Annotated in this window: 31 protein-coding genes; 26 read left to right on the top strand and 5 right to left on the bottom strand. The window is 37.9% G+C overall.

The features are described 5' to 3' along the window. Positions 1 to 156: 156 nt before the first annotated feature. From CORI_RS08355 to rpmA, 3 genes are all read left to right on the top strand, one after another. Positions 157 to 1188, top strand: a complete 1032-nt coding sequence (locus tag CORI_RS08355) for a cytochrome-c peroxidase (RefSeq protein ID WP_173031592.1) — start codon at positions 157 to 159, stop codon at positions 1186 to 1188. A gap of 145 nt (positions 1189 to 1333) precedes the next feature. Beyond that, positions 1334 to 1648: a 50S ribosomal protein L21 gene (gene rplU / locus CORI_RS08350; protein ID WP_169942268.1), complete on the top strand. Its 315-nt coding sequence runs from the start codon at positions 1334 to 1336 to the stop codon at positions 1646 to 1648. 11 nt (positions 1649 to 1659) lie between these two features. Next, positions 1660 to 1917 (top strand): 50S ribosomal protein L27, encoded by a 258-nt coding sequence (gene rpmA, locus CORI_RS08345; protein WP_169942270.1) that lies wholly within the window; start codon positions 1660 to 1662, stop codon positions 1915 to 1917. A 91-nt stretch (positions 1918 to 2008) separates the two neighbouring features. On the opposite strand, the gene CORI_RS08340 is transcribed toward rpmA, so the two are convergent. Further along, on the bottom strand, positions 2009 to 3646 hold the full coding sequence (locus tag CORI_RS08340) for a DMT family transporter (protein ID WP_173031591.1): 1638 nt from the start codon (positions 3644 to 3646) through the stop codon (positions 2009 to 2011). 109 nt (positions 3647 to 3755) lie between these two features. Between CORI_RS08340 and obgE the strand changes: the two genes are divergently transcribed. The 23 genes from obgE (at position 3756) to CORI_RS08225 (ending at position 22302) form a co-directional block, all read left to right on the top strand. Beyond that, a complete protein-coding gene (gene obgE / locus CORI_RS08335) occupies positions 3756 to 4808 on the top strand; it encodes a GTPase ObgE (RefSeq protein WP_173031590.1) in 1053 nt (350 codons plus the stop codon). A 69-nt stretch (positions 4809 to 4877) separates the two neighbouring features. Then, positions 4878 to 5576 carry an NAD(P)H-binding protein gene (locus CORI_RS08330; protein ID WP_254064913.1) on the top strand — a complete coding sequence of 233 codons (699 nt, stop codon included), beginning with the start codon at positions 4878 to 4880 and terminating at the stop codon, positions 5574 to 5576. A 4-nt stretch (positions 5577 to 5580) separates the two neighbouring features. Continuing rightward, on the top strand, positions 5581 to 6531 hold the full coding sequence (gene fmt / locus CORI_RS08325; RefSeq protein ID WP_173031589.1) for a methionyl-tRNA formyltransferase: 951 nt from the start codon (positions 5581 to 5583) through the stop codon (positions 6529 to 6531). A 12-nt stretch (positions 6532 to 6543) separates the two neighbouring features. After that, on the top strand, positions 6544 to 7179 hold the full coding sequence (locus CORI_RS08320; protein ID WP_173031588.1) for a biotin--[acetyl-CoA-carboxylase] ligase: 636 nt from the start codon (positions 6544 to 6546) through the stop codon (positions 7177 to 7179). Next, complete coding sequence (locus CORI_RS08315; RefSeq protein ID WP_169973401.1) at positions 7176 to 7958, top strand: ParA family protein; 783 nt, start codon at positions 7176 to 7178, stop codon at positions 7956 to 7958. Before CORI_RS08320 ends, CORI_RS08315 begins: the two co-directional genes overlap by 4 nt. A 3-nt stretch (positions 7959 to 7961) precedes the next feature. Further along, positions 7962 to 8822: a ParB/RepB/Spo0J family partition protein gene (locus CORI_RS08310; protein ID WP_173031587.1), complete on the top strand. Its 861-nt coding sequence runs from the start codon at positions 7962 to 7964 to the stop codon at positions 8820 to 8822. A 102-nt stretch (positions 8823 to 8924) separates the two neighbouring features. Further along, a complete protein-coding gene (locus CORI_RS08305) occupies positions 8925 to 9347 on the top strand; it encodes a FoF1 ATP synthase subunit B' (RefSeq protein WP_169942778.1) in 423 nt (140 codons plus the stop codon). 9 nt (positions 9348 to 9356) lie between these two features. Further along, on the top strand, positions 9357 to 9866 hold the full coding sequence (locus CORI_RS08300) for a F0F1 ATP synthase subunit B (protein WP_169942776.1): 510 nt from the start codon (positions 9357 to 9359) through the stop codon (positions 9864 to 9866). Further along, positions 9866 to 10396, top strand: coding sequence for a F0F1 ATP synthase subunit delta (locus CORI_RS08295; protein WP_173031586.1), 531 nt, complete (start codon positions 9866 to 9868; stop codon positions 10394 to 10396). The genes CORI_RS08300 and CORI_RS08295 overlap by 1 nt, the downstream gene beginning before the upstream one ends. 13 nt (positions 10397 to 10409) lie before the next feature. Then, complete coding sequence (atpA, locus tag CORI_RS08290; RefSeq protein WP_173031585.1) at positions 10410 to 11927, top strand: F0F1 ATP synthase subunit alpha; 1518 nt, start codon at positions 10410 to 10412, stop codon at positions 11925 to 11927. Between the two features lie 9 nt (positions 11928 to 11936). Then, the gene (gene atpG, locus CORI_RS08285) at positions 11937 to 12821 is read left to right on the top strand and encodes an ATP synthase F1 subunit gamma (protein WP_173031584.1); all 885 of its coding nucleotides are present in this window, start codon (positions 11937 to 11939) and stop codon (positions 12819 to 12821) included. Between the two features lie 15 nt (positions 12822 to 12836). Beyond that, positions 12837 to 14234: a F0F1 ATP synthase subunit beta gene (gene atpD / locus CORI_RS08280; RefSeq protein WP_169942768.1), complete on the top strand. Its 1398-nt coding sequence runs from the start codon at positions 12837 to 12839 to the stop codon at positions 14232 to 14234. Between the two features lie 17 nt (positions 14235 to 14251). Continuing rightward, positions 14252 to 14647 carry an ATP synthase F1 subunit epsilon gene (gene atpC / locus CORI_RS08275; RefSeq protein ID WP_169942766.1) on the top strand — a complete coding sequence of 132 codons (396 nt, stop codon included), beginning with the start codon at positions 14252 to 14254 and terminating at the stop codon, positions 14645 to 14647. An 89-nt stretch (positions 14648 to 14736) separates the two neighbouring features. Beyond that, on the top strand, positions 14737 to 15222 hold the full coding sequence (locus CORI_RS08270) for a MotA/TolQ/ExbB proton channel family protein (protein ID WP_173031978.1): 486 nt from the start codon (positions 14737 to 14739) through the stop codon (positions 15220 to 15222). Next, positions 15222 to 15614, top strand: a complete 393-nt coding sequence (locus CORI_RS08265) for a biopolymer transporter ExbD (RefSeq protein ID WP_169942763.1) — start codon at positions 15222 to 15224, stop codon at positions 15612 to 15614. Before CORI_RS08270 ends, CORI_RS08265 begins: the two co-directional genes overlap by 1 nt. Continuing rightward, positions 15607 to 16440, top strand: coding sequence for a TonB C-terminal domain-containing protein (locus CORI_RS08260; RefSeq protein ID WP_173031583.1), 834 nt, complete (start codon positions 15607 to 15609; stop codon positions 16438 to 16440). The genes CORI_RS08265 and CORI_RS08260 overlap by 8 nt, the downstream gene beginning before the upstream one ends. Positions 16441 to 16454: 14 nt before the next feature. Beyond that, complete coding sequence (gene tolB, locus CORI_RS08255) at positions 16455 to 17729, top strand: Tol-Pal system protein TolB (protein ID WP_173031582.1); 1275 nt, start codon at positions 16455 to 16457, stop codon at positions 17727 to 17729. 63 nt (positions 17730 to 17792) lie between these two features. Further along, a complete protein-coding gene (locus tag CORI_RS08250; RefSeq protein WP_169942757.1) occupies positions 17793 to 18314 on the top strand; it encodes an OmpA family protein in 522 nt (173 codons plus the stop codon). A gap of 6 nt (positions 18315 to 18320) precedes the next feature. Continuing rightward, complete coding sequence (locus tag CORI_RS08245) at positions 18321 to 19232, top strand: tol-pal system YbgF family protein (RefSeq protein ID WP_173031581.1); 912 nt, start codon at positions 18321 to 18323, stop codon at positions 19230 to 19232. Between the two features lie 60 nt (positions 19233 to 19292). Further along, positions 19293 to 19940: a peptidylprolyl isomerase gene (locus CORI_RS08240; RefSeq protein ID WP_173031580.1), complete on the top strand. Its 648-nt coding sequence runs from the start codon at positions 19293 to 19295 to the stop codon at positions 19938 to 19940. Between the two features lie 9 nt (positions 19941 to 19949). Next, the gene (fabD, locus tag CORI_RS08235; protein WP_173031579.1) at positions 19950 to 20876 is read left to right on the top strand and encodes an ACP S-malonyltransferase; all 927 of its coding nucleotides are present in this window, start codon (positions 19950 to 19952) and stop codon (positions 20874 to 20876) included. Beyond that, positions 20873 to 21556 carry a 5'-methylthioadenosine/adenosylhomocysteine nucleosidase gene (locus tag CORI_RS08230; RefSeq protein WP_173031578.1) on the top strand — a complete coding sequence of 228 codons (684 nt, stop codon included), beginning with the start codon at positions 20873 to 20875 and terminating at the stop codon, positions 21554 to 21556. Before fabD ends, CORI_RS08230 begins: the two co-directional genes overlap by 4 nt. After that, positions 21553 to 22302, top strand: coding sequence for a tRNA 2-thiocytidine biosynthesis TtcA family protein (locus CORI_RS08225; RefSeq protein WP_173031577.1), 750 nt, complete (start codon positions 21553 to 21555; stop codon positions 22300 to 22302). Before CORI_RS08230 ends, CORI_RS08225 begins: the two co-directional genes overlap by 4 nt. A 133-nt stretch (positions 22303 to 22435) precedes the next feature. On the opposite strand, the gene CORI_RS08220 is transcribed toward CORI_RS08225, so the two are convergent. The 4 genes from CORI_RS08220 to CORI_RS08205 all read right to left on the bottom strand — a co-directional run bounded on the left by CORI_RS08220 (position 22436) and on the right by CORI_RS08205 (position 26274). Beyond that, a complete protein-coding gene (locus CORI_RS08220) occupies positions 22436 to 23650 on the bottom strand; it encodes an ankyrin repeat domain-containing protein (RefSeq protein WP_173031576.1) in 1215 nt (404 codons plus the stop codon). Positions 23651 to 23731: 81 nt separating this feature from the next. Beyond that, positions 23732 to 24346 carry a recombination protein RecO gene (gene recO / locus CORI_RS08215; RefSeq protein ID WP_173031575.1) on the bottom strand — a complete coding sequence of 205 codons (615 nt, stop codon included), beginning with the start codon at positions 24344 to 24346 and terminating at the stop codon, positions 23732 to 23734. Positions 24347 to 24349: 3 nt separating this feature from the next. Continuing rightward, a complete protein-coding gene (locus CORI_RS08210; RefSeq protein ID WP_173031574.1) occupies positions 24350 to 25276 on the bottom strand; it encodes a tRNA-dihydrouridine synthase in 927 nt (308 codons plus the stop codon). Next, positions 25273 to 26274, bottom strand: coding sequence for a LapA family protein (locus tag CORI_RS08205; RefSeq protein ID WP_173031573.1), 1002 nt, complete (start codon positions 26272 to 26274; stop codon positions 25273 to 25275). Before CORI_RS08205 ends, CORI_RS08210 begins: the two co-directional genes overlap by 4 nt.

Genomic DNA, 26274 nt, shown 5'->3' with positions numbered 1-26274 from the left:
TAAAAGCAGAAACTATTAAATGCCAATCAAGGATATTTTATCCTGTTTAGTGATTTGTATTTAAAAATAATTTATAATTAATTATAAAATTTATTGAAAATTAATCTAAAAAGTTTTATTATTGTGACTTTTTAATTTTTAATTTAAGGATTAACTATGAATTTGAAAGTTGTTCTATTGAGTTCAGCTTTGGCTAGTTCGATGTTTGCGAACGATTTAATTAAAGAGGCACTTGATGCAGGTCTTGTCGCGATCCCTAGCGATCCACATGCTCTTACAAAAATGATAAATGATGCTTCTCCTGACTCTAAAGCATTTCCTACAACGATGGCAGCTTATGAGCTTGGCAAGAGGCTTTATTTTGATCCGCGCCTTTCAAAGTCAGGCATTATCAGCTGTAATACTTGCCACAATTTAGGACTTGGCGGTACTGACGGCGTTCCTGCATCAACAGGTCACAAATGGACCCCAAATCCTCATCATGTAAATGCGCCTACGGTTTACAACTCCGTATTTAATGCGGTTCAATTTTGGGACGGTAGAGCCGAGCATCTGATGGCGCAAGCAGCAGGTCCTATTACGGCAGCTCCTGAAATGGCTTCGACTCCGGAACTTGTTGTGGATAGGCTAAAGTCAATCCCTGCTTATGTAGCTGAGTTTAAAAATGCATTTAACAGCGAGATAAATTTTGATCTTGTTACGACTGCGATTGGAATTTTTGAGAGAACTCTTGTAACCCCTTCAAGATTTGATAAATTCCTTGAAGGTGACAATAATGCACTAAATGAAGCAGAAAAAAAAGGTCTAAAAATGTTTATAGACAAAGGCTGTGCATCTTGCCATAATGGCGTAAATTTGGGCGGAACTCTTCAGCCGTTTGAGGTTGCAGGCAAGTATGAATTTGCAAATGTTGGCGACTTTAAAGGTGATGCAAACGGAATGGTCAAAGCTCCTACGCTTCGCAACGTAGAGCTAACTGCACCATACTATCACAACGGAGCTATATGGTCGCTAAACGATGCTGTTAAAGCGATGGGAAGCATACAGCTTGGAATCGAAATAAATGATGCCGAAGCTGCTAGTATAGTGACATTTTTAAATTCGCTTACAGGAACTATGCCAAAGGTTGAATATCCTATGTTCCCTGCTTCGACAGAAAAAACTTCAAAGCCTGAATTGGACTACTAAAATTTATGATCGGGAGGTTATCCTCCTGATTAAATTCAACTTAAATTTATAAAAAAAAGTATATAATCCACTCCTTACAACCAACAAAGCTCCATAAATCTTTTTTAAAAGTGCTTTTTGGTAACTTACCAAAGAAGGGATAGCAATGTCAAAATATGCTATTATAAAACACGGCGGAAAGCAGTATAGAGTGAGCGAAGGTGAATACCTTAAGCTTGATCGCTTTGAAGCCGAGCCAAAAGCAAACATCGAAATAAACGAAGTTTTAGCTCTTGGCGGAGATGAAGTGAAGGTAGGTGCGCCGTTTGTTAAGGGTGCAAAAGTTGTCTTAGAGGTCGTAAATTTAGGTAAAGACAAAAAAGTCGTCATCTATAAAAAACGCAGAAGAAAAGACTCTAAATTAAAACGCGGTTTTAGAAGACAATTTACTCGCGTTAAAGTTTTAAGCATACAAGCCTAAGGAGATAAAGTATGGCACACAAAAAAGGTCAAGGTTCAACCCAGAATAACCGAGATTCCATCGGTCGCCGCTTAGGCGTTAAAAAATTCGGAGGCGAATTTGTTCGCGCCGGCAATATCATAATCCGCCAAAGAGGCACGGCAACTCACGCCGGAAGCAACGTAGGTCTTGGTAAAGATCACACTATATTTGCATTGATAGACGGATTTGTTAAATTCGAAAGATTTGACAAAAAAAGAAAAAAAGTTTCCGTTTATCCTGCTGCTTAAATTTTTAGGAGAGTTAAACTCTCCTTTCTTTATTAAATTTTTTAAATTCTACATTATTCTTGTGATGGGCTCTAAAACATAAAAGTATATTTTATTCTTTTTCTTTGCTTATTATTAAATTTAAATCAATCTCAAAAATTTTTCCATCAATAGTTTTTAAAAGATAAAAATTACCCAAAGTAGATAAAGCTTTAATATTATAAATTTTAAAAGTGTGATTATCTTGATTTTTAATATAAGTCATGCAAATTTTAGGATCTGATTTTAAAGAGACGTTTCGGTATTCTTTTTTGGTATTTTTGTCTTTTTTGATAATTAAAATTTGATCTTTAAAATTTAATTCACTTTCTTTTGGAATATCAATTATAGTTTGATTTTCGTCTAAAAATTTAAAGCATTTACCGGACACTTTCTCAATACTTTTAGTTATATTTGTGTCATTATTTTTATAAGTAAAATTCCCATCTATATAAGAAATTGCTGTTATATTAATATTTTCGCAAGCATAAATTCCTTTTGTATTGTTTATACAAAAGTGCTCTTCGCAATTTTCTCTACAAATTCCATCAGGTAAAGAATTTAAGGCTTTTTTATCGATAGATATAAATTTATAATTGATATTGCCTGCATTTATTTTTTGTATTATGAAGTCAAAGCTGAAAAAACTTATTGATGAAGTGATTATTAGCACTGTAGTCAAAAATACTATCTCGATCTCTTTTTCTTTGGTTTCGTTAGAAACTACAATAATCCAAATAAGCATAAAGCTATATAATAAAAGAAATATAGATAGCCATTTATCTGGCATATTAAATTTTGAGCTTGCAATCATAGAGAATATAAAAATAGCCAAACAAAGTATTGATGTGCAAATAATAACAGATAAATCTTTTTTTCTATACTTTATAAATATAGTAGTTAAAATATATATTACTGAAGAAGTTAAAATAAATGATATCCAGTTTTTATACATTAAAGCTATAAAAATACCGAGTAAAATAGAAAAAATAGGTATAAATAATGATTTATAGTATATAAATGTAGAGTTTATGAATTTGCCAGAGTTTCTTTCAGATACATACCAGTATGAAAACATAATCATGACAATAAAGATTAATGTGGCTATTGTTATCTGCATAACAGATACGGGAATTATCATTTCTAACATTTCTTGTATAGGAGGAGTATAACCTATATTAATCCAAAAATATAACCAAAATGTTATTATTCCTGTTGCTGATAATATTAAGGCTTTTGCTATTTTATTTGTTAAAACTAACTTTATGTTTTTGTTGATTATTTTTAATTTTATTGCTTCGGATTTATTTTTAAGATACATATTAAAATATTCATTATTTATTATTTGGTTTCTTTTGTCTTCTAAATTTTGGTTTAATAGTTTTTCTGTATTTGTATTTTCTATATTATATTTTTCTTTTATAATTTTTAAATTGGCTTTAAAGTCATTCCAAATTTCATTTTTTAATATGTAAATTTGCTTATAAATTTTCTCGTTTATATCCTCTATTGATTTTATTGTTTCGTCGTAATTGCTGCAAGATATACTCTCGTAAATTTTTATTTTTTGATAAATTAAATCCATCAAAATGCTTGCATTGTTTGGGATATTTTCATCAGATTTGTAAAAATTTCTTATATTTTCTATAAAATTTTTACACTCTTTTATAACGCATTGTTTTTCATTAACTAAATCTTCAAAAGATTTCATTGTGTTTCCTTTTTTTGATAATAATAATTGGTTATTATATTATAATTTTATATTCAAACCAAGTCTTTTTGAAAATTTGATATAATCGCCTAAAAACAAAGGTAAATTTATGTTTATAGATAGTGTAAGTTTGACATTAAGCTCGGGTCACGGCGGAGCAGGTGCGGTCAGTTTTCGTCGTGAAAAGCACGTTATACTAGGCGGACCTGACGGCGGAGACGGCGGAGACGGCGGAGATGTGTATTTTATCGTTGATAACAACTCTCACACGCTAGCGGCTTATAAGGGTAAACGTGCCTTAAAAGCGCAAAACGGAGAACCAGGTATGGGTCGCAGGATGACAGGTAAAAAGGGTGAAAACCTTGAATTAGTCGTACCTCCCGGAACTGCTGTCTATGATGCCGATAGCGGCGAGCTTTTGCTTGATTTAACGCAGCAGGGCGAGCGAAAGATGTTTTTAAAGGGCGGCAAGGGCGGTCTTGGTAACGTTCATTTTAAAAGCTCGACTAACCAAGCTCCCGAATACGCTCAAAAGGGCACTCCAGAAGAAATTTGCAACGTTCGTCTTGAGCTTAAGCTCATAGCCGACGTAGGGCTTGTCGGCTTTCCAAATGTTGGCAAAAGCACGCTCATTTCAACCGTTTCAAACGCCAAGCCGCAGATTGCCAACTACGAATTTACGACACTCACGCCAAAGCTCGGTCTTGTAGAAGTTGATGAATATAGCGGCTTTGTTATGGCTGATATCCCTGGCATTATTGAGGGAGCAAGCTACGGAAGAGGGCTTGGAGTGCAGTTTTTAAAGCATATTGAGCGGACTAAAGTTTTACTTTATATGTTAGATCTTGCAAACTACCGAACCCTTGAAGAGCAGTTTGGCACTCTTAAAGCCGAGGTTAGCAAATTTTCAAGTGAGCTTGGCGGCAGGGATTATGCTATCGCACTTACTAGGCTTGATGCTTGCGAAGAGGTAGATAAAATTTCGGACTTCATTAAGAGTCTTGGGCTTGGAAGCGATCTTTTAAGCTACAAGCAAGACGTGTATGAATTTGATGCTGCCAAGCCGTTTTTTATCATGCCGATATCGTCTGCAAGCGGGGAAAATATAAATGAGCTTAAATTTAACCTGCTTGAGCTTTTGCAAAAAGACAAACTCAAATAGTTCGTTTGTCAAATTTGTGCTTAAATTTGCTTTTTATAAGTCAAATTCTCACAAATAAGAGCTATTGTTTTGAAATTTTACGGCTCCAAAATACAAAAGAGAAACGGAGAAGATATGAGCGGTCATAAAACAGCCTTAGTCGTAGGAGCGACGGGAGTCGTCGGACGCGAGATAGTAAGGCAGCTTTGCGAGGATGAGGATTATTTGAGGGTTTTTGTCTGGACAAGACGCGATCTTGATTTTGCGCATGAAAAACTAGATGTAAAAAAGATTGATTTTGACAAGATAAGTGAGATAAAGCCGTTTTATGTAGATGAAATTTACTGCGCACTCGGCACGACTTTAAGAAAAGCCAGAAGCAAAGAGCGGTTTTTAAAAGTGGACGTAGAGTATGTGACAGAAGTTGCCAAATGGGGCAAGCTATCGGGAGCTAAGAGCTTTTCGATGATATCTTCGCTTAAGGCCGATGTAAATTCCGGCGTATTTTATTTTAGAGCAAAAGGCGAGGCTGAAAATGCGGTTAAAGAGCTTGGATATGACTCTTTGATGATATTTCATCCCTCGCTTATAAAGGGGCAGAGAGAGGAGTTTAGGGTTTTTGAAAATTTCATGATAACCATGTTTAAATTGATACCTAAAAACTTCTTTTCGTCCATGCGACCTATGAGCGGAAAGCAGATCGCGCAAGCGGTTTTAAAAGTGGCCAAAAACCCGCCTGCGGGAGCTCAAATTTACCGCCCGCAAGATGTAATTAAAACTAACGGATAGAGATATGAATGTAATTTTTATGGGAACGCCCGATTATGCGGTCAAAATTTTAGACTCTATAGTTAAATTTAACGCCAATCAACTTAGCTTAGACGGCGCTAAAAAAGAGCCGAAATTTAATATCGTAGCCGTTTTCACCCAGCCTGATAAGCCCGTGGGCAGGAAGCAGATACTAACTCCTAGTAGCGTTAAGATTTATAGCGAGGCAAATTTGCCCACTGTGCCGATATTTCAGCCAAAGACTTTGCGAGATGAAGCGGTGGCCGAGCAAATTTCAAACTTGAAGCCTGATTTTATAGTTGTGGCGGCGTATGGAAAAATTTTGCCTAAAAGCATACTTGACATCGCTCCTTGTATAAATTTACATGCTTCGATTTTGCCGAAATACCGCGGCGCAAGTCCGATTCAAAGTGCGATTTTAGCAGGTGAAAAGCAAACCGGAGTAACGGCTATGCTTATGAACGAAGGGCTTGATACAGGCGATATGCTTGATTTTGCCTATACAAACTGCGAAAACAAAATGGCGCAAGAGCTTTTTAGCGAACTTGGCGATATGGCGGGCGAACTGATAGTAAAAACGCTCTTAAATTTTCAAAATTTAACCCCTATCAAGCAAGACGACAACCTCGCAACCGAATGTAAAAAGATACAAAAAACGGACGGGCTTTTTAGCTTTAATGAAGATGCGCATGAAATTTATAATAAATTTAGAGCGCTTACTCCTTGGCCGGGAATTTATCTTGAGAGCGGACTTAAAATTTTATCTTTGGAGCTATTTGAAAGCTCAAATGGCAAAGCAGGAGAGATTTTAAGCATTTATAAAGATAGTTTTGTGGTGGGGTGCAATAGCGGAGCCGTTAAAATTTACTCCCTGCAAGAGCCCGCCAAAAAGGCCTTGGATGCAAATTCTTATATAAACGGCAAACGCCTTAGAGTAGGCGATAAAATTTTATGATAAGAGCTGATTTTGGTAGTTGAATTTGTTGATTCAATCCCGTCAACACAGGAATTTGTCTGCGAAGGCGTGCGCGCAGGAGCGATAAAGCCGCCTTTTATGATCGTTGCAAACAAACAAACCAAAGGCATAGGCAGCAGAAATAACGAGTGGCAAGGATTTAGAGGGAATTTGTTTCTCTCCTTTTGTGTGGATAGGAGCTTTTTGCCAAATGATCTGCATGAGGCCTCCATATCTATTTATTTTTCGATGATTATGCGTGAATTTTTAGCTTCGCAAGGTTCTGAAATTTGGATTAAGTGGCCCAATGATTTTTACATAGAAGATAAAAAAATCGGCGGAACAATTACTTCAAAGATAAGTGAAAATTATATTTGCGGCATGGGCTTAAATCTCGTCGGTGCACCAAAAAATGCGGGTATTTTGGATATACAAATTAGTCAAAATGAAGCAGTTTGGGGATTTTGTGAATTATTAGAAAAAAAGATTTTATGGAAGCAGATTTTTAGCAAATTTAGGTTAGACTTTCAGAAATCAAAAAAATTCATCACGCATATAGACGGGCAAGAGATATCGCTGCAAGACGCAGAAATTTGCGATGATGGAGCTATTTTAGTAAATGAAAAAAGGGTGTATTCTTTAAGATGAGCGAGATAATAACCATAGCAAACCAAAAAGGCGGTGTGGGCAAAACGACCACAGCGGTAAATTTGGCAGCTTCTTTGGCGGTTGCTGAAAAGAGAGTTTTACTCATAGATATTGATCCTCAGGCAAATGCGACTACGGGAATGGGATTTAGCAGAAATGACTATGAATACAATATCTATCACGTTTTAACAGGGCGCAAGAAGCTTTCTCAGATAGTTCTAAAAACTGAAATTCCTACACTTTTTCTAGCTCCTTCAAACATAGGTTTAGTAGGTATCGAGCAGGAATTTAACGATCAGAGCAAGGATTACAAACTAATCCTTAAAAATAAAATCGCAGAAGTTTTACACGAGTATGATTTCATCATCATCGATAGCCCGCCCGCACTTGGTAGCATAACCGTAAACGCTTTAAGTGCAAGCGATAGCGTGATTATACCTATACAATGCGAATTTTACGCACTTGAAGGATTGGCGCAAATTTTAAACACGGTTAAAATAATCAAAAAAACTATAAATCCGAAGCTTGCTATAAAGGGCTTTTTGCCGACTATGTACAGCTCTCAAAATAACCTTTCAAAAGAAACTGTGGCGAATTTAAAGCAGCATTTTGAAAACAAACTGTTTAAACTAAGAGACGATAGTGAGGATTTTGTGATCGTGCCTAGAAATGTAAAGCTTGCCGAGTCTCCAAGTTTTGGTAAGCCGGTGATACTTTATGATATAAAATCCCCGGGCTCTCAGGCGTATCAAAATTTAGCTTACGCGATCTTGGGATAAAAGATGGCTAAAAAGAGTAGTTTAGGACGCGGATTGGGAGCTATACTTGAAGATGTTGAGCTTGCTTATAAGGCCGAGTTAAGCGGTGGAAATCGCGACATAGTAACCGAAATTGATCTGAATTTAATAACCGAAAATCCTTATCAGCCACGAAAACACTTCGATGAGACAGCCTTAAAAGAGCTAAGCGAATCAATAAAAAGACACGGACTTATCCAGCCTATAATCGTCATACAAAAAGATGACGGATATATGCTGATAGCTGGCGAAAGAAGATTTAGAGCGACTAAAATTTTAGGTGCTGAGAAAATAAAAGCTATAGTTGCTGATATCGAGAGTAAAAATTTAAGAGAACTTGCGCTTATTGAAAATATTCAAAGAGAAGATCTTAATCCTATCGAGCTTGCAAATTCATACAAAGAGCTTATCGATGAGTATAAGATCACGCAAGAAGGACTTGCAAGCATCATACATAAGAGTAGAACTCAGATAACAAACACAATGCGGCTTTTGTCTTTAAGCTTTCACACTCAAGATCTCATAAAAGAAGGAAAGATAACTCAAGGACACGCTAAAGTAATCGTAGGGCTTGAACCAAATGATGAAAAAATGGCTGTCGATACGATAATCGGACAGAGATTGAGCGTTCGCGAAACTGAAAATTTGGTTAAAAATTTAAAAGATAAAAACAAAGGCTCGCAAAAAATCGGTTTTAAAATCGATGAAAAATACACTCAAAAGCTAGATTATTTAAAAGAGCTTCTAGAAAAACTCCACATAAAATCAAAAATTAAAAATAGAAATTTGATACTTGAATTTAAAGATATATCGGATATTGAGAATTTTATAGGCAAAATTAGCTGAAATTTAACTCTAAAATTTAGCTAATTTTTTCCTAACATATTGTAAAATAAGTGCGATTTTTGTTTTTTAGTAATAAAATCATAATTGTCATAAGGAGATTTAATGTTAGAAATCGAATTGCCATTAGTTCTACTAACGGCGGTTGTTTTTCTAGGGCTTATCTTTGTTTTAAACAACATTCTTTACAAGCCGCTTCTCAAATTTATCGATGCGAGGAATGAAGCTATCAGGAATGACGAAGAGAGTGCTAGTAAAAACACGAGCGATCTTAGCGTTCATGAGGCTGAGATTGAGCAGATTATCTTGGCTGCTAGAAGCGAAGCGGGCAAGATAAAGCAAGACGCAATGGGTGCGGCAAAAGAGAGCGCGGCTAAGATAATCGGCGAGAAACGCGCTGTTTTAGAAGCTGATTATGAGGCATTCATGCAAAATCTACAAACTCAAAAAGATGAGTTTAAGGCGGATCTGGTTGCAAAACTTCCTGATCTTAAAAATGTTCTTAAAACTAAACTTGCGAAAATTTAAGGGGTAAATATGAAGAAATTTTATCTTGTTTTATTTATTCCGTTTTTGCTTACCGCAAGCGAACCTAGCGGAAATGGCTATGATATCGTAGCAAGAACTATCAACTTTGTTTTATTCTTTGGAATTTTATACTATTTCATCGCTACTCCTATCAAAAACGCTTATAAAGCTAGAATACAAAGCATAGCAAATAGACTTGACGGCATTCAAAAGAAGCTTAAAGAGTCGCAAGTCAAAAAAGACGACGCCTTAAGAAGAGTTGAGGAAGCTAAAAGCAATGCGATTAGTCTTGTTGAAACTTCTAAAAAAGAGGCAATGATACTATCTGAAAAAATCAAAAACGAAACTAACCAAGAGCTTTTGAATATGGAAAAGAGCTTTGAAGAGCAGAAAGAATTCGAAAGAAGACGCATGACGAAAGTCGTGGTTGGAGAAGTTTTGAATGAAATTTTCGCAAGCGATAGTATGAAAATAGATCAAAATGAACTTGTCAATATCGTGCTTAAGAAGGTTGGCTAATGAAAGAGTTAATAGCAAAAAAATATGTCAAAGCTCTGATGGCTGAGCTAAGCAAAAGCGAGCTTGAGAAATTTATAGACAGCTTAAATGTTATTGCAAATGCGTTTAAAATTCATAAATTTAGGAATATTATAATCTCGCCCAATGTTAAAAGTTGCGAAAAAGTGAAATTTATTTTATCGCTTATTGATGAAACAGATACTAAATTTACGAATTTTATCAAGCTGCTTGGAGAAAACAAGCGTCTTGAACTTTTGCCTGCGATCGTAGCTGAGCTAATGGCTCAAAAAGCTCGCATAGATAATGTGTATCGCGGTAAAATTTATGGCAATTTTGATATCAGTGCAACTCAAATCGAGGAACTTGAGAAGAGTTTTTCAAAGAGATTTGATGCAAAAATTATGCTTGAAGCCATAAAGAGTGATTATAACGGTATAAAAATCGAGTTGGACGATTTGGGTGTGGAAGCGAGTTTTTTTATCGACAGACTCAAAGCCCAAATGACTGAATATATATTAAAAGCAATTTAAAAGGAGAAAAAGCGTGAGTGCAAAAATAAAAGCAGATGAAATTAGCGCTATCATCAAGGAAAGAATCGAAAATTTCGATCTAAACGTTGATGTTGAAGAGACTGGCAAGGTTATCTCGGTAGCTGATGGTGTTGCTAATGTTTACGGACTGAAAAATGTTATGGCCGGTGAGATGGTTGAGTTTGAAAGTGGTGAAAAAGGCATGGCTCTTAACCTTGAAGAGAGCAGTGTCGGTATAGTTATCCTCGGTAAAACCGACAACATTAAAGAAGGAAGTTCTGTAAAACGCCTCGGAAAACTTCTTCGTGTGCCTGTCGGCGACGCGCTTATCGGACGCGTTGTGAACTCTCTTGGCGAGCCGATTGATGCAAAAGGTCCTATTGACGCGAGCGAAACAAGATTCGTTGAAGAAAAAGCAAAAGGTATTATGGCTAGAAAATCAGTTCATGAGCCGCTTCAAACAGGTATCAAAGCTATCGACGCACTTGTGCCGATCGGCCGTGGACAGCGCGAGCTTATCATTGGTGACCGCCAAACAGGTAAAACAACGGTTGCGATAGACACCATCATCAATCAAAGAGGACAAGATGTCGTTTGTATCTATGTAGCTATCGGACAAAAACAATCAACAGTTGCTCAGGTTGTTAAAAAGCTTGAAGAATACGGCGCTATGGATTATACGATAGTTGTAAATGCCGGCGCATCTGATGCTGCTGCGCTTCAGTACCTTGCTCCTTATGCGGGCGTAACTATGGGTGAATATTTCCGTGATAATTCACGTCACGCGCTAATCATTTATGATGACCTTTCAAAACACGCCGTAGCATACCGCGAAATGTCACTTATCCTTCGCCGCCCTCCGGGTCGTGAAGCATATCCAGGCGATGTTTTCTATCTTCACTCAAGACTTCTTGAGCGCGCAAGTAAGTTAAATGACAAGCTAGGCGGCGGATCGCTTACCGCTCTTCCTATCATCGAGACTCAAGCCGGTGACGTTTCTGCGTATATTCCGACAAACGTTATTTCTATTACGGACGGTCAAATTTTCCTTGAGTCGGATCTATTTAACTCAGGTATCCGCCCTGCGATTAACGTTGGTCTTTCAGTTTCTCGTGTCGGTGGTGCTGCTCAGATTAAAGCTATTAAACAAGTTTCAGGTAACCTAAGACTTGACCTTGCGCAATACCGCGAGCTTCAAGCGTTTGCTCAGTTTGCAAGCGATCTTGACGAGAGTTCAAGAAAGCAGCTTGAGCGCGGTCAAAGAATGGTTGAAGTCCTAAAACAACCTCCTTATAGCCCGCTTCCTGTTGAGAACCAAGTAGTGCTAATCTTTGCCGGAGCGAAGGGTTATCTTGATGATATAGCTACTTTAAATGTTACAAAATTTGAGTCTGAACTATATCCATATATAGAAGCAAAATATCCTGAAATTTTTGAACAAATTAGAACTAAAAAAGTGCTTGATAAAGAGATTGAAGAGCTTTTACATAAAGCGCTGAAAGATTTTAAAGCGACATTTGCTGTTAACTAAGGCTAAAATATGTCAAATTTAAAAGATATAAAACGAAAGATCAAGAGCGTCCAGAACACTCAAAAGACGACGCGTGCGATGAAGCTGGTTTCTACTGCTAAACTTAGAAAGGCAGAAGAAGCGGCTCGCCAGTCAAGAGTGTATGCGCTTAAGATCAATGAAGTTTTATCAGAGATAGCTTATAAGATCAACCAGTATCGCTCGGTAAATGCGGAGAGTAAATTCTTTGACATCAAGGAGAATGTAGAGAAGGTTGATATCATATTTGTTACCGCTGATAAGGGACTTTGTGGTGGTTTTAATATCCAAACTATCAAAACCGTAAGAAGAATGATAAATGAATTTAAAGCCAAAAAAGTAAAAATTAGACTTAGAGCCGTCGGCAAAAAAGGCATTGAGTTTTTCAACTTCCAAGGTATTGATCTGCTTCAGACTTATGTCGGAGTTAGTTCATCGCCAACATATGAAAAAGCTCAAAGCGTCATAAAAGATGCGGTAAATGACTTTATAAACGGAGTTACGGATAAGGTAATTCTTGTTCATAACGGCTATAAAAATATGATTTCTCAAGAAATTCGCATAAATGACGTTGTGCCTGTTGAGCCACCTAAGATGGTTGAAGTAGAGACAAATTCTTTGATGGAATTTGAGCCTGAAAACGACAACAAAATTTTAGACGAGTTACTTGAAAAATACTTCGAATACAGTATGTATTATGCGCTTGTCGACTCTCTTGCGGCTGAGCATAGTGCCAGAATGCAAGCGATGGATAATGCGACAAATAATGCAAAAGAGCGTGTTCGTCAGTTAAATTTAGCTTATAACAAAGCTAGACAAGAGTCTATTACCACTGAGCTTATCGAAATCATCAGTGGTGTTGAATCAATGAAATAATAAAAAGGAGAATGAATGAAAGGTGTTATTAGTCAGATAATGGGCCCTGTGGTCGATGTCGATTTCAATGACTATTTGCCAAAGATAAATGAAGCTATCGAAGTAAATTATGAAGTGGAAGGCAAGCAAAACAAGCTAGTTCTTGAAGTTGCAGCTCATCTTGGAGATAACCGCGTAAGAACCATCGCTATGGATATGAGCGAGGGTCTAACTCGTGGTCTTGAGGCGGTTGCGCTTGGAGCACCTATAACAGTTCCTGTCGGCGAGAAAGTTTTGGGTAGAATTTTTAACGTTATCGGCGATCTTATCGATGAGGGCGAAAACGTAGATTTTGATAAAAAATGGTCTATCCACCGCGATCCTCCTGCGTTTGAAGAGCAAAGCACAAAAAGTGAAATTTTTGAAACAGGTATCAAGGTAGTTGATCTTCTTGCTCCTTATGCAAAAGGCGGTAAGGTAGGGCTATTCGGTGGTGCCGGCGTTGGTAAGACGGTTATTATTATGGAGCTTATCCACAACGTTGCATTTAAACACAGCGGTTATTCCGTATTTGCTGGTGTTGGCGAGAGAACTCGTGAAGGAAACGACCTTTATCACGAGATGAAAGAATCCAATGTTTTGGATAAAGTTGCCTTATGCTATGGCCAGATGAACGAACCACCGGGGGCAAGAAACAGAATCGCGCTAACAGGTCTTACTATGGCTGAATATTTCCGTGACGAGATGGGACTTGACGTTCTTATGTTTATTGATAATATCTTTAGATTTTCTCAATCAGGTGCAGAGATGTCAGCACTTCTTGGACGTATTCCTTCAGCGGTTGGTTATCAGCCTACGCTTGCAAGCGAGATGGGTAAATTTCAAGAGAGAATTACATCAACTAAAAAAGGATCAATTACTTCGGTTCAGGCCGTTTACGTTCCTGCTGACGACCTTACAGACCCTGCTCCTGCGACAGTTTTTGCTCACCTTGACGCTACAACGGTTCTTAACCGTGCTATTGCAGAGAAGGGAATTTATCCTGCGGTTGACCCGCTTGACTCAACTTCACGTATGCTTGATCCGCAAATTTTAGGACAAGATCACTATAGAGTTGCGCGTGGTGTTCAAGCTGTTTTGCAAAAATATAAAGACCTTCAAGATATCATCGCGATCCTTGGTATGGACGAGCTTAGTGAAGAAGATAAAGTAACTGTTGATAGAGCAAGAAAGATAGAGAGATTTTTATCTCAACCATTCTTCGTTGCGGAAGTCTTTACGGGAAGCCCTGGAAAATATGTAAGTCTAGAAGAAAACATTGCAGGATTTAAAGGAATTTTGGATGGCAAATATGACGATCTTCCTGAAGCCGCGTTTTATATGGTAGGCAATATCGACGAGGTAATGCAAAAAGCTGAAAAACTTAAAGGCTAAAATTTAAAGGAATCTTAATGAATAAATTGCATTTAGAGATTGTAACGCCTGAAGGTCTAGTTTTTTCAAATGATGTTAAGAGCGTGGTGCTTCCTGGTACGGAGGGTGAATTTGGCGTCCTCCCGGGACACGCATCTTTGATATCTTTGCTAAAGGCTGGACTTATTGACATTGAAGATGAAGATAAAAACCACGATGTAGTGGCCATAAATTGGGGTTATGTCAAAATCGATGAAGGCAAGGCTGTTGTGCTTGCCGATGGAGCCGTATATGTCTCCGGAAATTCAGAAGGAGAGATAGCAAACTCTCTAGAAAAAGCCAAAGAGTTGATTCAAAGTATGAGTAGCGATACAAATGCCTTTGCATCGACAGTATCAAAGCTAGACAGCATGGCTAGAGCGAAAGTAAAATAGTGGCTGGGCTTGATATATTTTTAAACTACGTATCAAGAAGTAGTTTTATAACTATTTTTGTACTTAGTTGGCTCTCTTTGTATCTGATAATGAGCTTTACCATACTATTTTCTCGTATGGTGGGGCTTGGTCTTTGGCAAAGAAGAGAAAATGCCTCGCTTGAGTCTTTGCTTATGGGTGCTAAAACCCTTAGCAACGACTCGGCTCTTAAAAAATGCGCTTCAGGCAGAATAAACAAAGAAAAGCTTGGAATTTGCATCAGCATAGCTGAAAAGAACGCTACAAGCGGAGTTACTTGGCTTGCTATAATCGCTTCTACTTCCCCGTTTATAGGGCTTTTTGGAACTGTTGTCTCTATCCTTGAGACGTTTTCACAACTTGGGCAAGGCGGTAACTCATCCCTTGGTGTAATAGCTCCTGCTATCAGTGAGGCTTTGGTTGCAACGGGAGCGGGAATTTTCGTAGCAATACCGGCATATACATTTAACTTGTTAATTAAAAGAAAAGCTTACGAACTTATGAGTACAATCAAGCGAGAAGCCGACATACTCATAGCAGGCAAAGAAGAATTTTAATGATAAATCTTGAAGAGACTCCCGAGCTAAATATCACTCCGCTAGTTGATATTATGCTCGTGCTTTTAGCTATCCTTATGGTGACTACTCCTGCGATTATCTATGAAGAGCAGATAGTGCTTCCTGACGGCTCAAAGACCAAGTCATCGACCGCCATGCAAAAGGATCTCATGGTAATCGTTGATGCGCAAAGAAAAGTAAGGATAGATCAAAGCACTATGAGTCTGCAAGAGCTTCCCGATAATATCGTCTTACTTGGCGCAAAATATGATAAAAATTCGCCGGTTTATATAAAGGCGGATAAAAATTTGATTTATGATGATGTTATGTTTGTTTTAAAAAGCATTAAAAATGCCGGATTTACAAAGGTGGCACTTCAAACTAATGGATAAAATTTTAAAGCCAAATTTCAATACTTTTAATTATTTTATACTCTCTTTTGTTCTTTATATTTGTATGATAGTCGGAATTTTCGTAAAACTTACTTATTTTAAAGAAGAGGCTAAAAGATATACCGATACTAAAGACGCTTTTATGGATATTACGATAGTGGAGCGTGAGCCTGATATAGTAGTAAAAGCACCTGAAAAAAAAGAAGAAGTAGTAAAGAGTGAAGAGCCTGAAAAAAAGGTTGAAGAGCCAAAAGAGGAGTCAAAGCCCGATACTACAAACAAGCCTGTAGAGCCTGAGGTTATTCCTGAAGTAGTGCCTGAGTCAAAACCTGCTGAGAAAGAAGAGCCAAATTTAAAAGATCTCTTTAAAGACATCGACACTTCAAAGCTAAAAGAGGATAAGGTGGTTAAGAAAAAAGAGACGCCAAAAGATCAAAGCAGGATAAAACCTGAAAAAAAAGAGGCAAAAAAAGAGGCAAAAGCCGCAAGTGACGTGATAAATTCTTTGCAGCTTGACAAAGTAGCCAAGACACCAAAATCGCAAAGAACAGGTGAATATAATCCTTACATAGGGGAGATAACCAGAATTTTAGAGACAAAATGGACAGCATATAAGGCCGACTCAAATGATAATGCATTGGTTGAAATTACTATAAGTCCAAATGGAAATTTTAGTTACAATATAAAACAACTGTCATACAACAGTGAATTTAACGATAAGGTAAGAGAATTTTTACAAAAGATGACATTTGAAATATTTCCGGCATCACTTGATGGAAAACCCTTTACAATTCCTGTTAAATTAGAAGATAAACTACAAAATTAAACAACGGAGGATAGATGAAAAAGATTGTATTATTACTAAGCCTAGCTATCGGCTTATTTGCTGTAGATGCAACGATAGCCATCGTAAATAAAGGGCTTGCGCTTCCTAAAATCGTTTTGCAAGATGCGACGACTATGGTTAGCGATCAAGCGTTTAAAAGCAGATTTCACAAGATCATGCTTGGAGATTTAAAGGTAAGTTCTGATTTTGAAGTGGTTGATGAATACATCCAAAGCAGCTACGAAGGGGATTCAAACACAAACGTAATGAGCGAAAAGAGCGCGCAACTGATTTTTAGATACGCACTTGAAGGCTCTCCTTCAACTCCGCTTAGACTCAAAGTAAAGCTGATAAATGCCAAAACCGCTACTACACAATACGAGCGTGCTTACACTATGGACGACGGAGCCAAATTTCCGTTTTTGGCGCATAAAGCTATAGTAGAGCTTGTAAATGAGCTAAAAATGCCTCCTGTAAATTGGATGGAGAAATTTATCGTATTTGCCAAAGGAACAGGCTCAAAACAAAGCGAAATCGTAGTGGCCGACTATACTCTAACGTATCAGAAAGTAATTGTTCGCGGCGGGTTAAATATATTTCCTAAATGGTCAGGAGCCGATCAAAGTGCGTTTTACTACTCTGACTACAGCGGTGCAAAGCTAGTACTTTATAAATTTGAGCTGGCAACAGGCAAAAAAACTAAAATTTTAGAGACTTCAGGCGGCATGCTTGTGGCTTCTGACGTAAGCGAGAGCGGGGATAAGCTACTTCTTACTATGGCTCCACAAGATCAGCCCGATATCTACATCTATGATCTAAATTCAAAAAAGCTTAAACAGATAACAAACTACAGCGGTATTGACGTAAACGGAAATTTTGTCGATCACGATAGTAAGGTTGTTTTTGTATCGGATAGATTAGGTTATCCAAATATCTTTTCTCAAAGCGTAAATGGCGGAGCGGTTGAGCAGATGGTATATCACGGTAAAAACAACAACTCCGTAAGCGCATATCAAAACTATGTGGTTTACTCAAGCAGGGAGGACGCCAAGAGCGAATTTGGAACTAGAGACTTTAACATCTATCTTATCTCGACAAAGACAGAATATATAAGACAACTTACCGCAAGCGGCAAGAATTTGTATCCGAGATTTTCAAGTGACGGACAAAGTGTAGTGTTTATCAAAGAGCTTGGCGGGCAGAGTTCTCTTGGTATAATTCGTGTCAATGAAAATAAAAGTTTTCAATTTCCGTTAAAAATAGGAAAAATTCAATCAATTGATTGGTAGGTTTGTTAAAGTTTATTTTAAAATTTATGATATAATCACCGAAATTTTTGTAAAAGGATTAATATGAAAAAAGTAGTTTTAGCTTCCGCTGTTGTTGCAGCGCTATTCATGAGCGGTTGTAGCTCTAAAAACCCTGAAGTAGATATGAGCGCAGACTCAAATCAAAACATGGGTATGATGGGTTCATCTACCGATACTATGATGAGCTCTAGTGATAGATTGCAACAGTTACTATCTGCGATAGAAGGGCAAGTAAAGACTGTGTATTTCGATTTTGATAAATTTAATATCAAAAGCGATATGCAACCGGTCGTAAATACAAATGCAAGTTTATTTAACCAATCAGAAGCTCAAAGCCTAACTATCAAAGTAGAAGGCAACTGCGACGAATGGGGAACAGACGAGTATAACTATGCTCTTGGTTTAAAAAGAGCTAAAGCTACTAAAGACGCTCTTGTAAAACAAGGTGTTTCAGCCGATAGAATTATGGTTGTAAGCTACGGCGAGAGCAATCCTGTGTGCTCAGATAAAACAAAAGCTTGCGACGCACAAAACAGACGTGCTGAATTTAAAGTTCTTCCATAATCAATTATGACAAATTTTAAAAATTTAGCGGCTCTTTTTATGGGGGCCGCTCTTGCTTATTCTGCTGAAATTTCGGTATTTGATGCCGGAAATTTAGATAGTTCAAATCCTTACGGTTTAACCGACGGCGAAAAGGCTCTACTTAAAAATAAACAAAAAGTCGAAAATTTAAGTAGAAATATGAATGATGTAGAATCAACCCTAAGCGGTGCTCAAGAGCGAATAGAAGGAATTCAAAGCATCATGGACGGGATGAATTCCCGTATAACTAAAGTCGAAAAACGCTTAGATGAACTTCAAGGTAAAGTAGTAGGCGAGGAAGGCGGTGAAGGCGTTAGCTTGGAATCTCTTAGGCAATACGTTGAAGAGAGTCGCAAAATTCAAGAAGCTAACAATCAAAAAATAACAAAAGCCTTAAAAGATCTAAGTGCTCTTATAGACAAGATAAATTCAAACTATGTCTCAAAATCTGAGCTTAGTAAAACCGGCTCAAAGAGTGCTGAAAAAGAGCAATCAAGCGAAAGTAAAGACTCAGCCGGCTCTTCTGGTAAATCAGACTTTACTAAACAAAAAATTCAAGATGTCGCTGCAGACGCAAAGAAGATGTTTGATGCAGGCAAACTTGATGATGCAAAAGATAGGTATGAGTTTTTGATAACCAAAAACCATAAGCCTGCCGCTGCAAATTTCTACCTTGGTGAAATTTCATACCAACAAAAAGCCTACAATAACGCTATAAAATACTATCAGCAAAGCATATCGCTTTACGATAAGGCTGATTACACTCCAAAGTTGCTGTATCATACCGCAATCAGCTTTGATAAGATCGGCGATACCGCAAGCGGAAATCGTTTCTACAAAGCTCTTAAACTAGGATATCCTGAGAGCAAGGAAGCTAAAGCTTCGCCTGATAGATAAGTCAATTTAGATTAATAAAATTCAGGTATAATCACATTTATTTTATTTGTAGGAGAAAATGTGAAAGATCAAGTTATATCTATGTTTTATGAGCTAAAAGATGCAAAAACAGGCGAAATTTTAGAATCAAACATGCAAACGGGAAGTCAAATTTCATTTTTGACAGGACGCGGACATATCATCCCAAAATTAGAAGAAGAGGTTAGTGTTCTTAAAGCAGGCGATAGAAAAAATATCGTTATTGAAGCTGCCGAAGCTTGCGGATTGTATGATGAAAAGGCGCTTCAAACGTTACCGAAAGAGCAATTTGCAGGAATTGAACTAAAAGAAGGCATGGAGCTTTTCGGTCAAGGCGAAGACGGCTCAAACGTTCGCGTAATCGTATCTAAAATCGGAGAGGATGACGTTACGGTTGATTTTAACCACCCTTATGCAGGCAAAGATCTTGAGTTTAATGTTGAAGTTACCGAAGTAAGAGATGCCACACAAGATGAGATCTCAACGGGAGTAGTGGCTCAAGCGCATGCTTGCGGTTGCGGAAGTCACGGTAAAAAAAGTGGCGGTTGCTGCGGAGGCGGACATCATGACCACGATCACGGCGAAGGCGGTTGCTGCGGCGGTCACGGTCACCATCATGAGGATGATGAGTGCTGCGGTGGAGCTCATCACGATGAGCATGGTGGCGGTTGCTGCGGAAAACATCATTAAGAAATAGTAGTGAAAGCAGCTTTTATATTCCCGGGACAAGGCTCTCAAGCCACCGGGATGGGTAAAGAAATTTATGAAAATTTTAGCTGTGCAAAAGAGCTTTTGCAGAATGCAAGCGATACGCTTAAGATAGATTTTGCAAATTTGCTTTTTTGTGAAAATGAACTTTTAAGCAAGAGCGAATTTACTCAACCTGCCATAGTTTTAAACTCACTTATGTGCTATATGGCTTTTTCTTCGCGTTTAAATTTACAGTCTAAATTTAGTCTCGGTCACTCGCTTGGAGAATTTAGCGCACTAGCTGTAAATGGGGCTTTTGATTATGTGGATGCGATTAAGCTTGTAAATATTCGCGGCAAACTCATGCAGGAAGCTTGTGCGGGCAAAGACGTTTCAATGACTGTTATTTTAGGATTAAAAGATGAAGTTGTAGAAGAAATTTGCACTAACGGGCAAAAAGACGGCTTTCAAATTTACGCAGCCAACTACAACTGTGACGGGCAGATCGTCGTGGCTGGGCTTAGAGAGGATTTGGCTAAATTTGAAAACGCATTTAAAGATGCCGGTGCAAAGCGAGTTATGCCTCTTAATATGTCCGTAGTTAGCCATTGTCCAATTCTAAAAAGCGCTAGCGAGGGATTGGTTTCTTATTTGCAAGCCGCTTTAAAGCCAAATTTTACCGATGTCATTTCAAACGTTACGGCCAAGGCTTACAGCAGCAAAGACGAAGCCCTTGATTTACTTAAAGATCAGCTGGTTAAACCTGTGCTTTATAAGCAAAGTATAGAAAATTTCAAAGATGAGGTTGAAATTTTCATCGAATTTGGCTCAAGCGTACTAAAAGGCATAAACAAAAAGATAACCGACAAGCCGACATACTCGATTACGGATATGAAAAGCTTAGATGAGATTATAAATATTTTGGAGAGTAAATGATAGCGATTTTAGGGGCTATGCAAGAGGAGATCGCTCCGCTTTTAAAGGTTTTGGGCGATTATAAAGAGGTTAAGCACGCAAACAATACGTTTTATCTGGCAAATTTTAAAAGCAAAGAGCTGGTTATCGCTTATTCAAAGATAGGCAAGGTAAATGCAGCCTTGACCGCTACCGTGATGATTGAGAAATTCGGCGCTACTAGGCTTCTTTTTACGGGAGTTGCCGGCGCGCTGAATGAAAATTTAAAGATAGGCGATATGCTCTATGCCAGCTCACTTGTACAGCACGACCTTGATATTACGGCATTTGGACATCCTTACGGCTATGTACCCGGCACTAGTATCTTTGTGAAAAGTGACGCGAATTTAAACGCTCTTGCAGCCAAAATCGCCAAAGAAAAGGGCATAAATTTACTCGAAGGTATCATAGCTACAGGCGATCAGTTTGTTTGTAACGCTGAGCGTAAAGAGTGGATAAAGAATACTTTTAAAGCCGATGCGACTGAAATGGAAGGCGCTAGTGTGGCTTTGGTTTGCGAAAGTCTTGGCGTACCGTTTTTTATCCTTCGTGCGATAAGCGATGAGGCGGGAGGCGGTGCGGAATTTGACTTTGATGAGTTTTTGCAAAGCTCTGCTGATGTAAGTGCGGATTTTGTGCTGTCTATGGTTGAGGAGTTATGATAGAGCTTAGCAAAAAGCTCCTTCGCATAGTAGGTCAAACCAACGCGAAATACAAGATGTTTGAAGAGGGCGATAAAATTTTACTCGCCCTAAGCGGTGGCAAGGATAGCATGACGCTTGCTCATCTGCTTAAGCATTTTTGCTCGGTAAGTCCGCTGAATTGGCAGTTTGAAGCCGTTACCGTAACTTACGGGATAGGCGAAAATCTTGAGCCTATAAAAGAGCATTTTAAACTGCATGAAATTCCTTACAAAGTCATTGACACGCAAATTTTTGAATTCGGTAGAGAAAAAATTCGTGAAAATACGACATTTTGCAGCTTTTGCAGTCGTATGCGCAGGGGCTATCTCTACACTTATGCTCTTGAAAACGGGTTTAATAAAATTGCAATTGCACATCATCTTGACGACGCAGCAGAGAGTTTTTTCATGAATTTTACTTATAACGGCGCGCTTAGGACTTTGGCTCCAAGATATAAAGCGGAAAACGGACTTGATATCATTAGACCTCTTATACTTGTGCGTGAGCGTCAAATTCGCGATTGTGCGATCAAAAACGAGCTTCCGATAATGAACGAAGAAGAGAGCTGTCCAGCCAAAGCTTACGGTGGCAAATCGCCTCGCGCAAGAGCCGAAACTAAAGCGATGCTGGCAAATTTAGAGAGTGAAAATCCAAAATTTTTTGTTTCGTTAAAAACGGCGTTTGAAAATATCCATTCGGATACGTTTTTTAAATTTGTTGAGTGAATTTTTATCTTATCTGCAAATTTGATTAGTAAATTTTGCTAAATACTACAGTTAGTAAGTGAAAAGTGTTTAGAAATTTATCTTGTATAAACTTCTCTTTGTTGAAATTTGACACTTTTACTCCTTGATGGTTTTAGTTTTTGTTAACTTGATCTGTTGAATTTTGATCGATATAGATTACTTTGTTTGGGTTGTTTCTGTTACTGCTTAATACTTTATCTATTGCATAATGTTTTCTTGTTTCATTAGCCCAAGCAAAGAATGTTTTTATATCATTAAAAGTTGCGTTTTCATCGGCGCAGTATTGTTCATAATATCCTAGTGTTCTTTTTAGTCCTTGTTGGCTAAAAATGGTTAAAGTAATTTTGCCGCTTAAGAAATCCTCTTTAGTTTTGGCAAAATCTTTATAAGAGTCATAACACTCCTCGTAAGCCCCCTTTAACTCCTCTTTAGTGGGTTGTCCTACTACATCATATTTTAAAAGAAGCTCAAGCATACCCTCATGGTTTGGAATCTCATCAAGCACATGATATACCGAACGCTTTACATCAGAGCCGTCTTTAATGCCGGGCAAGCCATCGATAGGTTCTTTACTGAGTTTTGGGACGTATCCGCTTTCTAGTATCATTTGGGCTAGTTCAATGTAGTTGCAAGTTACAACATATTCCATAGGATTCATAGCATCTTTTGACTGATCATCTCTTACATAGTTATCTTGAAAGATAATCTTTATATCATCTCCGCTTATTATCAGTTTATCTATATTATTATAAAAAGGTGGAGTTATATAAAACTGAAGTGCCTTTATCTCATCAACCTTTACCCCACTATCTAAAAGCAGTTTAGCTGTCTTAGTGGAGTTGTTTTCAATAGCATAAGCTAAAGGACTTAGCTTATATCTATCCGTTGCTCTTATATTAGCTCCTAAGTTTATAAGTTCTTTGGCAGTTATATCATCGTCATAAAATGAGCTATACATCAAAGGAGTAAGATTATATGTCATGCTTACATCAACGCTTAAATTATTATCCTTGACAAAATTTAAAACACCCTTTGTGTCTTTTGCTTTTAAAAGAAGTCTTAGTTTTTTAAATGTTTCGTTTTCGGTTCTGTGTTTGTTTGTATACTGTATCTCGTCATCTATATCCCAATATCTAAATGCAAAATCATCTATCTCTTCTTGTGTTACATATTTAGCTAGCTTGGAATTCGGATCTATCTTGGTATCTTGGGTTATGGTAAAGCCTGATTTCTTTGAACTAAATTTAATATCAGAAAGATAAAAGATGGATATAAGAGCTATGATGGATATTGTAAGGGGGATTAGGATGTATCTAAAGTTATTCAAATTTATCTCCTTATTAATTTGTCAAATTTTAGCATAAAGGGCGGTTTGCCTATCTGCAATGACCCCCTCCACCTGATTTAATTAAAACCCTTGCAAGATGATAGTGTATAGTTCGTTAACTTCCTCATCGTTTAGCAGGATGGTTGATTTATCTTTAAAAAGATGAGCTATTTTCTCCGCTTCAAAGCTAAAATTTCCGGCACAATGCGTATGAGAGGGCAAAAATCCGCGAGTTAAAGATAGGCTATCTGCGATCGTTTCATCACAGACAAAGCAAGCAAGCTCGTCATGAAGTCTTCCTTCGTGCTCTAAAATTCGCACATAGCTTTCGATGATTAAACGTTTTGGGTTTTGCTTTAGAAATCTCTGCGCACAAATTTCAGCCTGGTTAAAATATATCTCGTCTATATGCTCGACATCTTTTAAATGCGCGTAAAACAGTCGCATAAACTGTTGCCATATGAGCAGACGTTCGCGCACGACAAGCCAGTTAAAGCCAAGATGTAGCACGCTTCTAAGATGCGGGAGAAAATTTGCACTTTCGTTTAGCTCAAAATCTATCTTAAAGCCTTGCATAACGCTAGCGTGGCGCGCTCCGTAGAATCGGTAGCACTTTATAAGCAGATCCTTTGTCAGAATATAGACGATAAGGTCTTCTTCTTTGGCTTTTTGCGTGTGGATTATGTAGCCTTGCATAATTTAAATTTTAAAGAAGTCTTCTATCTTTTCGCGCATTGTAAAAGCGTCGCTGATGCGATTTATCTCGTCTCTAAATGCGCTTGCGCCTTCTATGCCTTTTGAGTACTGGTGCAAGTGCTTGCGAAATATCGACACTCCGTGAGCGCCGTAGTGAGAGAGCATAGCGTCAAAGTGAGCTAGGATTATCTCGCGCTTTAGCTCGTTAGTTACGCTTTGGCTGCTTTTGATCTCGTGAAATACCCAAGGCTTGCCTATGCAGGCTCTGCCTATCATTATAGCGTCGCAATTTGTTAGCTTAAAAACCTGCTCGGCGTTTTTCTCGCTGATATCTCCGTTTGCGATTAGCGGAATTTTAACCGCACTTTTGGCTCTTGCTATAGCCTCATAATCAACCTTTGCCGTATATCCGCCAGCTCTTGTTCGTCCGTGAAAAGCTATATAATCAGCCCCTGCATCTTCAGCCGCTAAAGCTAAAATTTCAGGAATTTTCTCGTCAAATCCTAGCCTCATTTTAACGCTTAGCATATTTTTGTTTGAAGTTTTTTTTATCGTTTCTACTATCTTTTTGAGATTATCTATATCTTTTAGAAGCGCCGAGCCTGCGCATTGCTTGACTACTTTTGGCACGGGACAGCCGCAGTTTAGATCTATGCCGTCTATTCCTTCAAATTTATTTATAATCTCGACAGCTTTTTTAATGATCTCTCTATCGCTTCCTGCGATTTGAACGATATACGGAGTTTCTTCGGGGGATTTTTTAAGCATTTCAAGAGTCTTGTCCGAGCTTTCATATACAAGTGCGTTTGCGCTTATCATCTCGCTAACCGTTACATCGCATCCAAAACGCTTGACCACGCTCCTTAAAGGCAGATCAGAAAAACCTGCCAAAGGAGCTAAAAAGATAGGCTTTAAGCTAAAGTCTATCATCTAAAGAGCAAATTTTCAGGCACTATCTTGCCGTTTTCTCTAAGATACATCAAAATTTTGATGTTTTGATATTCGCTTGCGTCGGAATTTTCGGTGATTTCACGCACTTTATCAAGCATTTGAAACTCAAATAGCAGATACAAATACGCCTCTTCGGCATCGGTATGAGATGATTTTAACTTCTCAAATATATTTATAAGAGCGTCAGGAGTTATCTTGCCTATTAGAATTTTTGCAGAGTTGTTATACTGAGCTTTTGAAATTTTAAAGTTATTAAGAAGCTCGTAAATTTCATCATTACTTATAGCAATCTCATCTTTTATGAAGCGCTCAAGTAGAGTCATGGTCTCTTCTGCGCTCTTTGCGAAATTAAATTTCTTGATGTCTGCAAAACTGCCGGTTGTAATAAGCTTTTCATTGGCTTTTTTAGAAATTTCATCGTTTATCTCTTTGTAGTCTTTAAGCACATCAAGGAAATAGGTTGAATTTTTTTCTATTTTATTTAGCTCGTTTTGTATAAAGAGCGAATTTGTGCTTTGCAGTCTAAATTTCTTAAGATCGACAACTTCTCCGTTTATTATGTTTTTTACTGTTTTTGCAACGCTTTCAAGCTCGTCGTCGCTAACAGCTTCGTCTTTGTGTTTGCCCCAAGGAGATAAAATTTTAGTAATTTGCGAAGGAGCTTTGTAAAGCTCTGTTTTAAAATCTTTATTTGTATCAAGCCCCAGCAAAACCTCTCTGGCAAGCTCTTTGTAAAGAGTTTCATCGCGTTTTATGGAGCGTTTAAACATATAAATTTCAAAGCCGTGATATGCGATATGTGCTATGCAAAGAATCGCAAAAAACGCCACCGGCAGTACTACCCAAAGCGCAAGCGGCATAGTAAATGAGTAGCCAAGAAGCCCGAAAGTATGATCAGAAGAGTCGATTGAATACACCAAAATGCCAAGTAAGACTATATATATCACGCTATATACTATAAAACGTCTTGTTTTCAT

This window comes from Campylobacter sp. CCUG 57310, assembly GCF_013201975.1.
Classification (GTDB): Bacteria; Campylobacterota; Campylobacteria; order Campylobacterales; family Campylobacteraceae; genus Campylobacter_A; species Campylobacter_A canis.
Note: the sequence above shows the minus strand (reverse complement) of the source record. Positions and strands in the feature narration are given on the sequence as shown.